Origin of the sequence: Algoriphagus sp. 4150 (genome assembly GCF_031457395.1) — a bacterium.
GTDB lineage: Bacteria > Bacteroidota > Bacteroidia > Cytophagales > Cyclobacteriaceae > Algoriphagus.
The window spans coordinates 1-16,031 of sequence record NZ_JAVDWS010000008.1; the positions used below are offsets into that span (position 1 = coordinate 1).

A 16,031-nucleotide genomic window follows, 5' to 3' on the forward strand; every position below is an offset into this window, starting at 1 on the left:
ATCCGGTTGATTTCTACGAAAATGGTGGATGCCGGGATTTATAATCATGCCCCTGTGTGTCGCGCTCCCGTCATGGATATTTCATCTGTTTATAAATTAAGTTTTCCTTTTAATTATAAAGTTAATTTATCCAATGCCTTTTAGCAAAAGCCTCTAGATTTTTATGCTTTCTAATATGTCAATCCAGACATAGCAATCAATTGATAAAATAAACTACACCCGCCTTTAAAACGAGCCGGTTAGCAGGGGAGAAGGAGTACTTGATTTCAGGATTGAATCCCAGGGACTCATTGAGTTTCAGCATTCCGCCTGCTCCGAGCGAAAGAGACCTTACTACTTGTTTTCCTCTGTTGTCAAATTCTTTGTTGTAAAAATAATGCTGAACCCCGGCCAACCCATAGAACTGATTCTTCTTTTCTGTCAAATAATAACGGGCATGTATGTCAAGACTACTTGCTTTCCCTGTGGCGGGCAGGAAAATGGTGTAAGAAGGAGCAATGGATAAATAATGTGCGGGAAAATATTCTGCTGTAAAATTCATCCCAAAAAGGTAATCTGAACCAGACCACTCATATGCGTGAATAGCTCTCCACTGTCCCTTATATTGGGCATTAGCCAAAAAAGAAACCAAACATAGCATTAACGCAAAAACTATTTTTCTGCTCCTCATTTCCTATTTATCAAAAACTAAAATTCCTTGTTATTTCTTTTCTATTGGTTCTAAAGTCAATGGTATACATGACATTTAGCCGGATAATATGGCGATTCCGGTATGTGCCGGGGTTATTGGTAGGGCCATAAGTCCACATGTGCCCTCCGAAAAACATCAAATTATTATAGGTATATCCTATTGCGGTATAGACCCTGTTTTCCTCCAAAATATTCCATTTATGCTTACCCGTCTCTATAAATATCTCGTTGGACGGAGCGATAAACAGTGTATTATTCTCCATCTTAGGCTTGTTCAGTGGCACATAGGCAGTGATTTTATAGCGAAATCTATCGGTGTAATTATAGTCTGCTCCGATATTATTATCCCGCTTGAACCTATGCTCGAATCGGAATTGGTGTAAAACCTTTACTCTCCCCACACTCTGGGTCAGAAGCCATTGATGCCAAAATCTGGGTTCCAGCACTGAATTAACATACTCCGGGTTGCCTGGATCCGGGGTAAAATTCCATACTAAGGTCGGCCCAAATGTCACTTCAAAATAGTCAGTAAACATATAGGTCATTCCAAACCTATTATAAAGCTGACTCATCCTTCCGACGAAATCCGAATTATTATCGATGCTACTTCTTCTTCTGTAATGATTCTCCTGATACCACCACCACCTGTCAGAAAGCCTGAGTTTCAGGTAGAGTCCATTCCAGGATTCTGTAGTAGTAGGGAGACTTGTTTTTTCCGAGGGTACGGTAATCTCCTGTGCCTGTACCAAATGTGGTCCCACAAACAATCCTATAACTAAAAAGACAACTATCCTATACATTTTACCTATTCTCATCTTGTGTCAATTCGTTATAATCCCAGTAAGGACTCCAGTTTCAAAGGTTCTTTTTCCCTGTTCAGCCTCTTCTCTAATCTCCGGGTATCTTCCCCTCTGAGTTCTGTCATTTTCCGGTTAAGGATTTGGGTTTTGTTGATCCAAGAATTAAGTGTATTAAAATCCTCAGAATTCTGAATCTGCGTAATGTAGTATTCAAATACGATTTCATAGCTGTCGAAAAGCTTCTCCTGAACACGTTGGTTATACCTTGTGTAGGTAAAAGGGTTGAATACTTCCTCTTGATAGAGCATATCCAACTTATCAAAATCAGAATACAAAGTTATGAGTATGGGCAGTAAATCTTCTGTGGTAGTCAGAAGGTTCAGAATCATTTCAGCATTGGATTGTTTTTGGACAAATTCATTGTCGGTGGCAAACATTGTCCGAAGCGACTCCAGTTGGTTACTAAGAATATTTTCCGAAATACTAGTTACAAGCAGGGCGGATCTTGGGTCTTCAATTACTTCATTTGAATAAAGGCCTCTGACTTTTTCAGTAAAGGATTCAATCTGCTTGCTTAGCTGCAAAAGCTCCTCACTATTTCGCTCTGTTTGCAATGAAACATCAAGTAATGCATATCGCTTTTCCAATTGAACTTTCTGGTTTTCAAGAAATGCTTGAAGAATCTGGAAAAAACCGGAATTGGATTTCACATCACGATATTCTATCACCTCTGAAATTTCTTGATCCATATAGTTTACCTGAACAGTATCAGGGGTTCCTACCCAAGAAAAATAATTTTCTGACAGAACCTCAACATCTAAAAATTGTATTCTTTTGGATTCAATCTGGGTAAAAAGATCTTCCATTCTTTTTAGGTTGTCGGACTGTAATTGTATATAGCTATAAGCTAGCAAAGTAGAATCTGATTTATTCTTCAACAGATGCAGAGTGCTCTCTGCCAGGTATTCAGAAGTTTTCTTTACGTTTTCACGATATAAAGAGGGGATTTCCTCTATGGATTTCTGATCCGCTCTACTTAACTCATATACGAATCGCTTGGTGTGAATAGGGCTTTGGATCAGATCTCCTTCCGTATTGGTGAATAGTTCATCATTTTTGAGAAGCTTCTTTAGAAAACCTTCCAAAAATTGGTTACCCTGAGATTGGGCTACATATTCAAAACCATCTCTTAGAAATCCATCTCTATATGTCATCCCAAATACCTCGTCGGCTATTCTAAAGCCATTCTGTTTCCCATCTGACAGTTCCTTGAGTTTATCTATGGTGTTGAAAAATATAACCTCCTCAATCAATTCATCACTCCGAAGGTCTTTCTTCACTAAACCAAGCAAAAATCCCCGCTCATAATTCCTGATTTCACTGATCAATTTTCCATCAGACTCGTACACCATGGCCAACTCACCATGCAAAATCCCTCCTTCCAATAATTTCCCCCTCACAATCTGGGTGTGTTCATCTTTAAATGTTTTGTACTGCAGTTCATTGACCAGATTTCCATCCTGAAAATGAATGGCATCTGATTGTGAAGCCCTTTTCAGCTTATCGCCTTCGTAAGTGTTTTCTTCAATTGTCCATTTACCATGCGGCAGACCGGACTTGTAGTTTGCACTAATCTTTACCTGTTGGCTTTCCAGTCTCGAAAACACTTTGAAATCAACCACTTGATCCAAAGTGACTTGATGATGCTCATCCAGATATGTCCATGTCCCTACCTTTTTGTTAAGTTCAAATCTTCCGATAATAGCCTTTCTTTCAAAAATATTTTCAGAGAATGAACCCTTGGAGGAGGATTCAAATTTGAAATCCCCTTGCAAAATTGATTCATTGGCGGGATTTAGTTGATAATTGAATTTAGCCTCTCCTTCAATACCATTAAATTTATAGTTTCCTTGGTAAGACTTGAGGTCTTGCCCCGTAAGCAACCGGGCGCAAAGGGAAAGTGAAATGAGTAGAACAATCCTTTTCATGTGATTATAATTTGTTTTTCAATGGCCACATGGAATCTCGCTCGGCGAATAATCATCCCTCTGTGTGTCGTCTTCAACATGCTCGATTTCATATGACAAATTAACGCCAAAAAGTTCACCAAATAAAATTTGGCGACAGGAAATGACATGCGAAAAGGGTGTTTTGCATTAAAAATCGTAAAAAAACGGCCTATTTATTATCATTTTTCTAATATTTCTTTGGTTTTTAAGAATAAAAGCCGTCTTATGCTTCTAATTACTTCGGTATAAAACCGTTTAAAAAAAATAGAAAAAAAAGCTGTAAGAAGAAAAAGTAGAAAGGAGGGTAGCCCTGCCTCTCCGGTAGTAGGAAGTCCCAATTCACGATTTTTTTTCAGACTGGATTATACACTACAACATATTCTGAAGCCGGATATACTGAAGTAGCATAATCGTTTTGGCATCTTTGATTTCCCCTGTGCCTATCATACTTAATGCTTCCTCAAAAGGAATTTCCAGTACTTCGATGTTTTCTTCTTCATGATCCACGCCACCGCCTTCACTCACTTTCATGTCTTTGGAATAAGCAGCGATAAAGAAATGTAGAATTTCTGTAACTGATCCCGGTGACATGTAAGCTTCAAACACTTTTTTCACATCCTTGACCAAGTACCCTGTTTCTTCTTCGGTTTCTCGACGAATGCAATCTTCAGCATTATCCTCATCCAAAAGTCCCGCACAAGCCTCGATCATCATACCTGATTCATTGCCATTGGTGTAGGTGGGAAGACGAAACTGACGCGTGAGAATGACTGTTTTTTGTTCCAGATTATACAATAGAATAGTGGCACCGTTGCCTCTGTCATATGCTTCGCGTTCCTGAGTGATTACTTCGCCATTTTTCTTGGTAAACTGGAAAGTGATTTTCCGAAGGGTATACCAATTGTCAGAAAGTACTTCTGTTTTTAAAAGTTTAATGTCTTTGATCATGATTTGATGTAGGTAAAAAGAAACCCAGAATTTTGGTCTGGGCTAATTTTGAAATTAATAGTGTCTAACCGATGTTTCTGACAGAATTCTGTGAACTGTCAGCTGAAAACTGATTACTGCCTACTGCCTTCGGCATGATCAACCATTTTTCCATCCAGCGTCATGTATTCGCCCATGGCATCAGCCGTCATACAGGAATGTACCGGGAGGATGCCGAGAACGTCACCCACTTTCACTTTTGCCAAGAGTTCGTCCGAGGCTTTGATAATGCCATGCTCTTGGGAAATACTTTTCAAGAAAGATTTTTCTTCCGGAATAGTCCAGCCATTTTCATTTAGATAGACCACTTCCCCGAAGTTTTTCAGACCGTTTTCACTTACAAGAACATCCTTTGCCAGATGAACTCCACCTCCGTGAACCAAAATTTCCTTGCGATCTTTCTTGATATCTACTACCGGTACGGCAAGACAAACAGCAATATCTTCCTTATCACAGCCTCCCAGTTCTTCCTGCATCAAGTCATAGAAAACGAAGTTGCCCGGGCCCATTTCGTCAATATCCTCAAAATCTTCCATCACGGCACAGCCGGGAGTATCGCCTATTCTTGTCACCAAATTAGGATACTCAGTGCTGTATTTATTTTTGAGCATTCCCAGGGCATTTCGGGATTGCTCGTAAATAGCAGGAATATCGGGCATATAATAAGTATGGCCCGGATGAAGGTAAAAGCCCTTGAACTTCAGTTTGTCCGTTTTTTTTGCAATCAGAAAAATCTCCTCGATCAAACCAAAATCACTTACTTCCACGCCGGTTCTACCATAACCTGCATCGATTTCAATGAAGAATCCTACAGGATGTTCCAATTGATCTGCAAGCATCCGGGTGGTTTCAGCATTGATTAACTGTACCGAAATGGATTGCTTGCCTGCTATTTTGTTGAGCTTGGGGATTTCCAGTGGGTTGAAAGGAAAAGCGATGTGAATGTTTACCCAGCCTTGTCCGGAAAGGTATTCGGCCATTTTTATAGAAGAAACTGTCACTTCAGTGATGTTGTATTCTTTTGCCCAATCTCCGATTTGATGTGACTGGGCGGTTTTGAAGTGAGGAACCAATTTCATATTATGACGCGCGGCTTTGTCAGCCATTCGCTTGATATTGGCCCGACAGATTTTTTCGTCAAGAAGCAGTGTAGGGGATGTTAGATGATTGAGGTAGCTCATGAGTGATTTTTGAGTTATTAAAAATTTTAATGAAAGTACTCGGAGCGTAGGGGAAATACAAGCTGAATGGGATTTACGAAATACGATTTTTGATTTACGGGATTTCCGATGAATTTACGTTTGGTTTTCCATTGGCTACTTTGGGGATGACAGCCAAAGATTCAGGTATGGAGCTTAAAGGGTAGAGCCAAAGAAAAATTCTCCACCGTGACAAATGTGTTTTTAATTAGTTTTTGCCCTAGCGGGAGATTTGTAAAATCGTCCAAGTATAATGAATACCCCTTTTCTTTGGCTTTGCCGCTGCGCCGCCGCGAGAAAGGGGATATTATTTACGCTTTTGCGCCTTGGCGGGAGACATCTGCCTAGAGAAAATCTCACCCCTATGCAGGTAACACCGCCAATTCTGCTAATTTTGTCACCCAATTATAATGGCTGTCAAAAGGCCTAAATAGCATTCTTAATTGCCTCAAAACCTTCATGGAAGCAAAGAAAATACGGAGCACCTTTATAGAGTTTTTCCAATCCAAGCAGCACCACTACGTTCCCTCATCACCGATTGTGGTCAAAAATGACCCTACCTTGATGTTTACCAATGCGGGGATGAATCAGTTTAAAGACGCTTTTCTGGGCAATGAAATAGCCAAATATCCCCGTGTCGCCAATTCGCAGAAATGCCTTCGTGTAAGCGGTAAGCACAATGATCTTGAAGAAGTGGGGGTCGATACCTATCACCACACCATGTTTGAGATGCTTGGTAACTGGTCTTTCGGTGACTACTTCAAAAAGGAAGCGATAGCATGGGCTTGGGAGTTGTTGACCGAAGTTTATGGACTGGAAAAAGACAGGTTGTATGTATCTGTCTTCGAAGGAGACAAGGGAGATAACCTGGCTTTGGACCGGGAAGCCTATGATCTATGGAAAGCCATCGTGCCCGAAGATCGTATCATCATGGGTTCCAAGAAAGATAATTTCTGGGAAATGGGTGATGTGGGACCTTGCGGTCCATGTTCGGAGATCCACATTGACCTAAGACCGGATGCTGAGCGTGCTGAGATAGCTGGTAGAGATCTGGTGAACAATGATCACGAGCAGGTGATTGAGATTTGGAATCTGGTATTTATGCAATTCAACCGGGTTTCGGATGGTTCTTTAAAATCCCTTCCGGCAACGCACGTGGACACCGGAATGGGATTTGAGCGATTGGTGAGAGCCATTCAGCACAAATCTTCCAATTACGATACGGATTTGTTTGCTCCATTTTTAAGTGCTCTAGAGAAAAAATCAGGCAAGACATACGGTTTGGATGAGCAAACAGATATTGCTTTCCGTGTGATTGTAGATCATATACGTGCCATTTCATTTACCATTGCGGACGGACAGCTTCCTTCCAATAACAAAGCCGGCTACGTTATCCGTAGGATTCTCAGAAGGGCAGTCCGCTATGGATATACATTCTTGGGCTTTCATGAGCCATTTTTATATGAATTGACCGGTCTTATTGCCGATAATTTCGGTGATATCTTCCCCGAAGTCAGACAGCAACAGGAGTTTATAGCCAAAGTGATTTTCGAAGAGGAAACTTCCTTCCTTCGTACACTTGACAATGGCCTGAAAATGCTCGACCAGATTAAGTCTGAGCTGAAAGAAAAAGGATACAATGTAATTCCGGGCAAGACGGCTTTTGAATTATATGATACTTTCGGTTTTCCCTTGGATTTGACTTCCTTGATCGCACGTGAAAGCGGTCTTTCATTGGACGAAAGCGGATTTGCGCAGGAAATGGAAGCTCAGAAAACACGATCCCGTGCTGCTTCCGAATCCGAGACAGGCGATTGGGTGATTGTGAATGAGGATAATGGAGTCGAGTTTGTAGGATACGACTTCCTTAAAGCGCACTGTCAGATCATCAAGTATAGGGTGATCTCAGATAAAAAAGGTGATAAATACCAATTGGTCTTGGACAAAACACCTTTCTATGCAGAAAGCGGAGGACAGGTAGGAGATACAGGATGGCTGATTTCCGAGACCGAAAAAGTCAAAGTGATCGACACCAAAAAAGAGAACGATTTGATTGTTCATTTTGTGGAAAAGCTTCCTAAGAACCCGGAATCCAAGTTCGGTGCTGAAGTAGATGCAGAAAAACGTTATTTGACTGAAAATAACCATACGGCTACGCACTTGCTTCAGTCGGCTTTGAAAGAAGTGCTTGGGGACCATATTCAGCAACGTGGTTCTTTGGTAAATCAGAACCTTCTCCGTTTTGATTTCTCGCATTTCAGCAAATTATCCGATGAGGAAATTACGAAGGTCGAGGATATCGTAAATGAGCGAATCCGACAGAATATCCCACTCTCCGAGCAAAGAAATGTACCGATAGAAGAGGCTAAGAAGCAAGGGGCAACCGCTCTTTTCGGGGAGAAATATGGTGACTTTGTGCGTGTAATCACATTTGATAAAGATTTCTCTGTAGAACTTTGCGGAGGAACCCACGTACCTCAAACAAGTAAAATCGGTCTGTTTAAGATTATTTCGGAGGCTTCCAGCGCTTCAGGTGTTCGTAGAATCGAGGCTATCACTGCTAAAGCTGCTGAGGATTATTTCCGCAAGCAGGAGAACTTGGTGAAGGAAATTCAGGAATTGCTGAAGAATCCGAAGGATTTGAGAAAGTCAATCGAGTCCTTACTTCAAGAACGGAATGAGCTGAAAAAAGAAATCGATTCATTGCATCTGGAGAAAGCTTCAGGAGTAAAAGCGGAGTTGCTTAAGCAATTCGTAGCGGGGGATGGGATTAACACCCTTATTGCGCAAGTGGAACTTCCGAATGCTGATTCTCTGAAAAAACTTGCTTATGAATTGAAAAATGAAACCGAGCATGCTTTCGTTATTTTGGTAGCCAAAATTGAGGACAAGCCTCAGATAGCAGTAATTATAGATGAGGATTTGATCACGAGCAAGGACTTAAATGCCGGTCAAATTGTACGGGAATTGGCGAAAGAAATTCAAGGCGGCGGCGGTGGACAGCCGTTTTTTGCAACAGCAGGAGGTAAGAATCTAGCCGGACTGGAAAATGCAGTGGCTAAAGCCAGAGAGTTGTACCTTTAATAGATAAGAAATATACGCGCGGATGCTAAGCGAAGAATTAAAGAATAAATATCAGTTGGTCATCGGACTTGAGGTGCATGCGCAGCTTTTGACCGAAAGTAAAATGTTTGCTGCTGACGCTAATGAGTACGGTAAATCACCCAATACTCAGATTTCAGTGATTACACTTGGCCATCCGGGCACTTTGCCCAAGGTCAACAGAAAAGCGATAGCCTATGCCATCAAGATGGGCTTGGCTTGTAATTCTGAGATTACTAGATACAATGTCTTTGCGAGAAAAAATTATTTCTACCCGGATCTTCCAAAAGGATATCAGCTTACACAGGATAAAGGGCCGATTTGTGTAGGAGGGACCGTACCTATCCAGCTTCCTGACGGAACCAAAAAGGAGGTACTGCTGAATCGTGTGCATATGGAAGAGGATGCAGGGAAATCCATCCACCTGGCAGATGAAGCTGATACCTTGGTGGATTTCAACCGTGCCGGGACACCGCTGATAGAGATCGTAACGGAACCTGCCATGCATAGTCCGGAGGAAGCATATGCTTTTCTTACCGAAGTGAAAAAGCTGGTAAAATACCTCGATATCTGCGATGGAAATATGGAGGAAGGTTCTCTTCGCTGTGATGCCAACGTATCTGTGATGCTGAAAGGCGTCAAAGAGTTGGGCAAAAAGGTTGAAGTAAAAAACATGAATTCCTTTCGAAACGTGTTCCGTGCCATCGAGCATGAGCATGAGCGTCTGATCCGGCTTATAGAAGCAGGCGAGGAGGTTATTTCTGAAACCAGAACTTTCGATGCGGGCACGGGACTTACTGCAAGCATGCGGACTAAAGAAGACCTGAACGATTACCGTTATTTCCCGGAGCCGGATCTTAGTCCCGTGGTAGTTTCAGATGAGTGGCTGAATGCAGTGAAATCAACCATGCCTGTCTTACCAAGAGACCTTCATAAAAAGTTCGTGGAAGAATATGGTCTGCCGGATTACGATGCGGCATTTTTGACAGAATCAAAAGAAGTAGCTTTTTGGTTTAATGGGCTGTGCAGTAAAACCGACAATTACAAAGCAGCATCTAACTGGATGATGGGACCTGTGAAATCCTACATGAATGAGTTGTCTCTTTCTATCAGCGATTTCCCGATCAGCAATGATTCTCTGGCTGCTTTGATAGCTTTGGTCGATGAAGGCAAAGTGAGTTATACGGCCGCTTCTCAAAATCTGTATCCCGAGATGCTGAAAAGTGCCAACGAGAGTCCGCTGGAAATAGCACAGAGACTGAATCTGATCCAAGAAAGTGATGAATCTTCTTTGAAGCCAATTGTAGAAGAAGTGCTGGCTGCAAATGCTGCGAAGGTTAAAGAATACAGATCGGGCAAGAAGGGCTTGATGGGCTTGTTTATGGGGCAGGTGATGAAGAAATCCCAAGGCAAAGCCGATCCCAAAGTTGCCACAAAATTATTGACAGAATTACTAGAGAATTAATCTATGTTAAATCAAATGAACGGAATTGTTTTCCTTGTCCTCTTATTCTTTTCCTCCTGCGGGCAGAAGCAGGCAAATGATGGAAATGTATTAATCACAGGCACTATTGAAAATGCGCCATCCGGAGAGATAATACTTTCCCAATTCACAGATAGTAGCCCAATAGTACTGGATACTCTTCAGCTGGACGATAAAGGTAAGTTTAGCTATGAGGTTGCTGTGGATGCACCTACTTTCTATGAGTTGAATATGTATGGGGAAAAGATGATTCGGCTTGCGCTATACAAGGAGGATGTCAAGGTAAAGTATGATTTTTCCAAACTTGAAAGCTTGGTTATTGAGGGTTCTCAGGATTCTAAAGAAATGCTGAAAATCGAACAGTTGATGGACAATTACCAGACAAAAGTCAATCAGCTCAATGAATCGTATTATCAAGCGATGAGCGATAATGATACGGAAGCGATCAAGCAGATTCAGACTGAAGCCATGGCATTGGAAAGCAACCAGGCCTCTGAAGTGAAGAATGTGATCAACAGCATGGGGAATAGTTTTGCTTCCTTGGCCGCCATAGGTCTGTTAAATCCGAAGAATGAGTTTCAGTTCATGGATAGCCTGATATCCAAGCTTGACGAGAAGTATCCTGAGACAAAAACAATTGTTCAATTGAAGCAGCAATTGGATGAGATGAGAGCGCTTTCTATGGGGCAAATAGCTCCTGAAATCGAACTTCCCAATCCTGAGGGCGAAACCGTCAAGCTGTCTGATTTGCGCGGAAAATATGTGATGATAGATTTCTGGGCAGCATGGTGTAAGCCTTGCCGTGAAGAAAATCCAAATGTGGTCGCACTTTATAATGAATACAAGGACAAGGGTTTCGAAGTATTTGGTGTGTCTTTGGACCGTACCAAAGAGGCTTGGGTGGGTGCTATTGCTGAGGATGGATTGACTTGGACCCAAGTGTCTGATTTGAAATATTTCAATTCTGCAGCTGCAGAGCTTTATCAGATCAGTGCTATTCCGGCTACTTATTTGATCGATCCGGATGGTAAAATCATTGGTAAAGACCTTCGGGGTTCAAGTTTGAGAGCCAAGCTAGAGGAAGTTTTTGACTGATTTTCCTCAGTTATAACTCATCAAAAAAGCCTTCTGAATAAATTCAGAAGGCTTTTTTGTGGGGAGAAATATGAAAGGAAGGAAGAAAAAGTACCAAACAGTCCTTCCTTTAAAAATCGTGTCATTGAAAAAGGAATAGCAAAAGTTGTTTATCACCCGAGACAAATCTACTGAAAAGATTCAAAAGAAAAACAATCCTAAAGTTATTCTTATTGAATTAAATATTAATTTTTCCTGATTTAGATTTAATATTCCTTGAAAATTAATAATTCATTAAAAAATCAACTATTTCGCTATTTTTTCATAACTGGCGATCACTCCTCTTACCATTGCCGAACTGAAGCCCTGATGCTCCATTTCATTTAATCCCACTATAGTACAGCCCTTGGGGGTAGTTACCTTATCTATAGCCGCTTCAGGATGCATATTCTTCTGAATCATCAGTTCGGCAGCTCCCTTTACAGTTTGGTTCACGATCTTGCTTGCCGTTACCGAATCAAAACCGATTTGTATTCCGCCTTGGATCATAGCCCGCATAAATCTCAGTACATAGGCAATCCCGCAAGCACCCAACACAGTTGCCGCTTCCATCAGACTTTCGTCGATAGGAATAGTGAACCCGATTGCATCAAATAGTTCGGATACAAGTTTTATTTGTTCCGGATCCGCATTTTCGGAACAAATACAGGTAACAGATTCTTGGATATCGGCGGCAATATTTGGCATAGCCCGGAAAGCCACAGATTGATGCTCGATTACTTGATACATTTCCGCGAGGGTAATTCCGGTGGCCAGCGAAATGATAAGTTGCTTTTTGGGATCAAGAGAAGATTTGATTTCGTTGAGAATGGGGGCGATGTTGTAGGGTTTTACACCAAGTATCACGATGTCAGCTTTTGCAGCCGCCGATACATTATCACTTTGGACATTTACGCCTAAAGCGGCAAACTCACTAAGGCTTTCCACATGCCTTTTGGTAAGTGTCAGGTTCTTCGGATCAAAATCTTCCCGTCTTAACAGTCCATTTGCGATGGACGCTCCCAGATTACCACAGCCGATGATGGCTATATTTACTTTCGAAATCATAGAAAATATAATTATTGATTGTATTTGTTGCTTAAAGGTAAGCAAATAGGCTGTTTTTATTGAACCTATATGTTTACGCTGCTTTTCAGTATCAAAAATATATGACAGCAAAAGACTCACATAAATCAGCTTGTGGGATATACATACAAAAGCTTCAACTTTTTTCAGGAATTGCCCCCTTACCTTCTCGACCGTCTTGTATGCATGTCGCCTATAACTGCACCCGGGCTATGGTGATCAAGGGAAATTACACACCGACAAACCAAAAATTACAGTAGATTATCTTTCATAGTATTCCAAACTTTGGCTAAAAGAAATCCGGAAACTACTACCGTGACAGTAAGGCCAATTGCTAAGGGATAATTTCCGTAAATCCAATTTCCGGTGGCAAACATACAGCTATAAACAAGGATGCAGCCCAAAATCATGGCCAAAATCCCTGAAGGAACAGACCATTTTTCATGACTTTTTTCAATATCGACGCCTTCTGCCTTAGCATCATACAAGACCTTGTTCCATCCGGGTCCGCCCGGTCTGGTCTTCTTATAAAAACTGTTAAGAATAGCTTTTTCCTCCGGTTTGGTTACAAAAGTGGCTAATACCCATACCAGAGTCGTTACCAAAACAATCACAGGAAATCTTGCCCATGATGGGAAAAAACCCTCAACCAAAAACCCCGATTCATTTATAAAACCAAAAAGGGCATCACCAAGAGAGGTATACGTCAACGTCAAACTTGTGATGGCAGCGGCAAACATAACGGAAATTTCACTCCAGGCATTGATACGCCACCAAAACCATCTTAGGATATATACAAGACCTGTTCCCGCACCGAACATAAGAAGAATATCAAAAAGTTGTTTGGCGTTTGTCAGGGATAATGCCATCACCGCACTCAAAACCATCAATAGAACAGTAGAGATTCTTCCCACAGCCACCAACTCTTTCTCCGAAGCTTTCGGTTTTATTTGCTGTTTGTAAAAATCATTTACGATGTAAGACGACCCCCAATTTAGCTGCGTTGAAATGGTACTCATATAGGCAGCGCCCAATGAGGCCAATACTAAACCCAGCAGACCACTTGGAAGTTTAGTCAACATGGCTGAGTAGGCCAGATCATGCCCCAGTTTACTTTCTTCTATATTGGGAAAAGCTTCGTGGATACTGGCAATATCGGGGAATACCACCAAAGAAGCCAAAGCCACCAAAATCCATGGCCAAGGGCGTAAGCCATAATGCATTATATTAAAAAAGAAGGTGGATGCGATTGCATGATTTTCATTTTTAGCGGCTAACATACGTTGTGCAATGTATCCACCTCCGCCGGGCTCCGAACCCGGATACCATGAACTCCACCATTGTACCGCTAAAGGGATTATTAATATAGATATCAAAGCCTCAGTATCTGAGAAATCCGGCAAAATGGATAATTTCCCTGCTACGTTTTCATGGACAATCAATTTACTTATGCCGCCAACTTCAGGAATGTTCACCAAATAATAGGCCGCTCCAATGGCACCTACTATTGCTACGAAAAACAGTAGAAAATCTGTGTAAACAACCCCTTTAAACCCGCCGACCGCACTGAAAATCACTGTAATCACCCCTCCAATAAGAACCGTCTCGATTGGGGTCAATCCCAGCATTATCCCCCCAATTTTAATAGCAGCCAAATTAACCGCGGCAAGTGTGATGATGTTAAAAACAAGTCCCAGATATAGCGATCTAAACCCTCTAAGAAAATGTGCCGGTTTACCTCCATATCGTAAAGCATAGAACTCCATGTCGGTTAGAACATTGGACCTGCGCCATAGCTTGGCATATACAAAAACTGTCAAAAGACCTGTCAATAAAAAAGCCCACCACACCCAATTGCCCGAAACACCGCTGTTACGTACTATGTCCGTGACCAAATTCGGCGTGTCGGTAGAGAATGTCGTGGCGACCATAGAAAAGCCCAATAGCCACCACGGCATTGTCCGTCCCGATAAAAAGTACTCAGAGGTATCCTGCCCGGATTTTTTGGAAACATAGATTCCAATTCCTAAAACGACTGAAAAGAAAATGAAAATAATACTATAATCCAATGTACTGAGTTCCATAGTGAGGCAATTGGTGAGTGTTAAATATACTATATGTATATCCGTCTTTCTACCGGTAAGGAGGCAAAAGCAAGATAGGATTTGACGAACTATAGTTTGTAGGCCGCTTCGGTCTTCTGTCATCGGTCTTCCTACCGATTTATCAAAGAGAGGGAGGCTGCTGGCATCATTGTGGATAATATTATCCTATAATATTTCCTTTGGAATAGCATTTGCACATTCCCGGCAATAAAACACGCAAAAGCCTTACCTTTGTGCCCCTAAAAGAATCCCGTTTTTAATGCCAAAACTTATTCGAATCACCACTGTTCCTATATCCCTCAAGTTATTACTTGCCGGCCAAATGAAATTCATGCGGGAGCAAGGCTGGGATGTGTTAATGGTAAGTGCCGATGGCAGAGAACTTCCACAAGTAGTCAAGGCAGAAGGAGCTAGGCATGAGATTATTCCTTTTACCCGTAAAATCACTCCTTTCCAAGACTTGAAATGTCTTTGGCAACTGTATCAGTTGATCAAAAAAGAGCAGCCTGACATCGTACACACGCATACCCCAAAAGCAGGTCTTTTGGGGATGATTGCGGCAAAATTGGCGGGAGTGCGGGTGAGAATCCACACACTTGCGGGCATTCCTTACATGGCTGCTGAAGGCGGGAAAAAAGGGCTTTTGGAAAAAGTAGAGAAATTGACCTATTCCTTTGCTACCCATGTCTGGCCAAATTCCAATGGGTTAAGGAATTTTGTGATCGAGAATAACCTCTGTCCTGAGGAAAAATTGACCGTAGTGGGAAAAGGCTCATCCAACGGAGTAGATCTTGAGAAGTTCAATCGTGGCGTATTGAAAGAAAATCATCTGGTAGCAGCTACCATGCGGATTCAGCCGGGAGAGGATGATTTTATTATTCTTTCTGTGGGAAGATTGGTAAAGGACAAAGGAATCCAAGAATTGGTAGATGCTTTCTTAAGTTCGAAGATTGTGGGCAAATCCAAGCTGGTACTCCTAGGCAGCTTCGAGCAAGACCTAAACCCGCTGGATCCGGAAACCATCAAAATCATAACCGATCATCCTAGAATCGTACAGATCGATTGGTCGGACCATGTCGCCCATTACCTGGCATTGGCAGACGTTCTTGTTCATCCTTCCCACCGGGAGGGATTTCCCAATGTTCTTTTAGAGGCAGGAGCAATGGAATTACCCGTGATTTGCTCTGATATCATAGGCAATACAGATGTGATTACACAGCAGAAAACAGGTCTGATATTCCCTGTCAAGAATGTCGAAATATTGAAGGAAGCCATTGAATTTGCTTATGTGAAGCGTGATAAAATGGCTGAATTGGCGGATAATCTGTTTCTTGAAGTATGTGAGAATTATGAACGTACCAAGGTTCAGCATGAAATTTTTGCGCATTACCAAGTCGCTTTAGACGGTGCTGATAACGCGGAATAACGTATATTTAGCCATAAATAAAACTTGAATT

The 16,031-nt window shown here is 41.7% G+C and carries 11 protein-coding genes; 4 read left to right on the top strand and 7 right to left on the bottom strand.

Translation table 11 applies throughout. The features are described 5' to 3' along the window. Positions 1-196: 196 nt before the first annotated feature. The 5 genes from J2X69_RS11840 to J2X69_RS11860 all read right to left on the bottom strand — a co-directional run bounded on the left by J2X69_RS11840 (position 197) and on the right by J2X69_RS11860 (position 5,667). The gene (locus J2X69_RS11840; RefSeq protein ID WP_310103496.1) at positions 197-670 is read right to left on the bottom strand and encodes a hypothetical protein; all 474 of its coding nucleotides are present in this window, start codon (positions 668-670) and stop codon (positions 197-199) included. Between the two features lie 10 nt (positions 671-680). Continuing rightward, a complete protein-coding gene (locus tag J2X69_RS11845; protein ID WP_310103498.1) occupies positions 681-1,505 on the bottom strand; it encodes a DUF2490 domain-containing protein in 825 nt (274 codons plus the stop codon). A 14-nt stretch (positions 1,506-1,519) separates the two neighbouring features. After that, on the bottom strand, positions 1,520-3,478 hold the full coding sequence (locus J2X69_RS11850; protein ID WP_310103500.1) for a hypothetical protein: 1,959 nt from the start codon (positions 3,476-3,478) through the stop codon (positions 1,520-1,522). A 390-nt stretch (positions 3,479-3,868) separates the two neighbouring features. Then, positions 3,869-4,447: a GDP-mannose pyrophosphatase NudK gene (gene nudK / locus J2X69_RS11855; RefSeq protein ID WP_310103502.1), complete on the bottom strand. Its 579-nt coding sequence runs from the start codon at positions 4,445-4,447 to the stop codon at positions 3,869-3,871. Positions 4,448-4,560: 113 nt separating this feature from the next. Next, a complete protein-coding gene (locus J2X69_RS11860) occupies positions 4,561-5,667 on the bottom strand; it encodes an alanine racemase (RefSeq protein ID WP_310103505.1) in 1,107 nt (368 codons plus the stop codon). A gap of 477 nt (positions 5,668-6,144) precedes the next feature. On the opposite strand from J2X69_RS11860, the gene alaS reads away from it, so the two are divergent. From alaS to J2X69_RS11875, 3 genes are read left to right on the top strand one after another with little or no spacing between them, the layout of a single operon-like run. Then, entirely contained in the window at positions 6,145-8,769 is a 2,625-nt protein-coding gene (gene alaS / locus J2X69_RS11865) for an alanine--tRNA ligase (protein ID WP_310103508.1), read from the top strand. A gap of 22 nt (positions 8,770-8,791) precedes the next feature. Then, entirely contained in the window at positions 8,792-10,252 is a 1,461-nt protein-coding gene (gatB, locus tag J2X69_RS11870) for an Asp-tRNA(Asn)/Glu-tRNA(Gln) amidotransferase subunit GatB (protein ID WP_310103509.1), read from the top strand. A 3-nt stretch (positions 10,253-10,255) separates the two neighbouring features. Next, positions 10,256-11,365 (top strand): TlpA disulfide reductase family protein, encoded by a 1,110-nt coding sequence (locus J2X69_RS11875; protein ID WP_310103511.1) that lies wholly within the window; start codon positions 10,256-10,258, stop codon positions 11,363-11,365. 285 nt (positions 11,366-11,650) lie between these two features. Here J2X69_RS11875 and proC read toward each other — a convergent pair whose 3' ends face one another. Together proC and J2X69_RS11885 are read right to left on the bottom strand one after the other, a co-directional pair. Beyond that, positions 11,651-12,451, bottom strand: a complete 801-nt coding sequence (proC, locus tag J2X69_RS11880) for a pyrroline-5-carboxylate reductase (protein WP_310103514.1) — start codon at positions 12,449-12,451, stop codon at positions 11,651-11,653. Positions 12,452-12,720: 269 nt separating this feature from the next. Further along, the gene (locus J2X69_RS11885) at positions 12,721-14,553 is read right to left on the bottom strand and encodes a sodium:solute symporter family protein (RefSeq protein ID WP_310103516.1); all 1,833 of its coding nucleotides are present in this window, start codon (positions 14,551-14,553) and stop codon (positions 12,721-12,723) included. A gap of 280 nt (positions 14,554-14,833) precedes the next feature. On the opposite strand from J2X69_RS11885, the gene J2X69_RS11890 reads away from it, so the two are divergent. Next, positions 14,834-16,000 carry a glycosyltransferase family 4 protein gene (locus J2X69_RS11890; protein WP_310103518.1) on the top strand — a complete coding sequence of 389 codons (1,167 nt, stop codon included), beginning with the start codon at positions 14,834-14,836 and terminating at the stop codon, positions 15,998-16,000. Positions 16,001-16,031 lie beyond the last annotated feature (31 nt).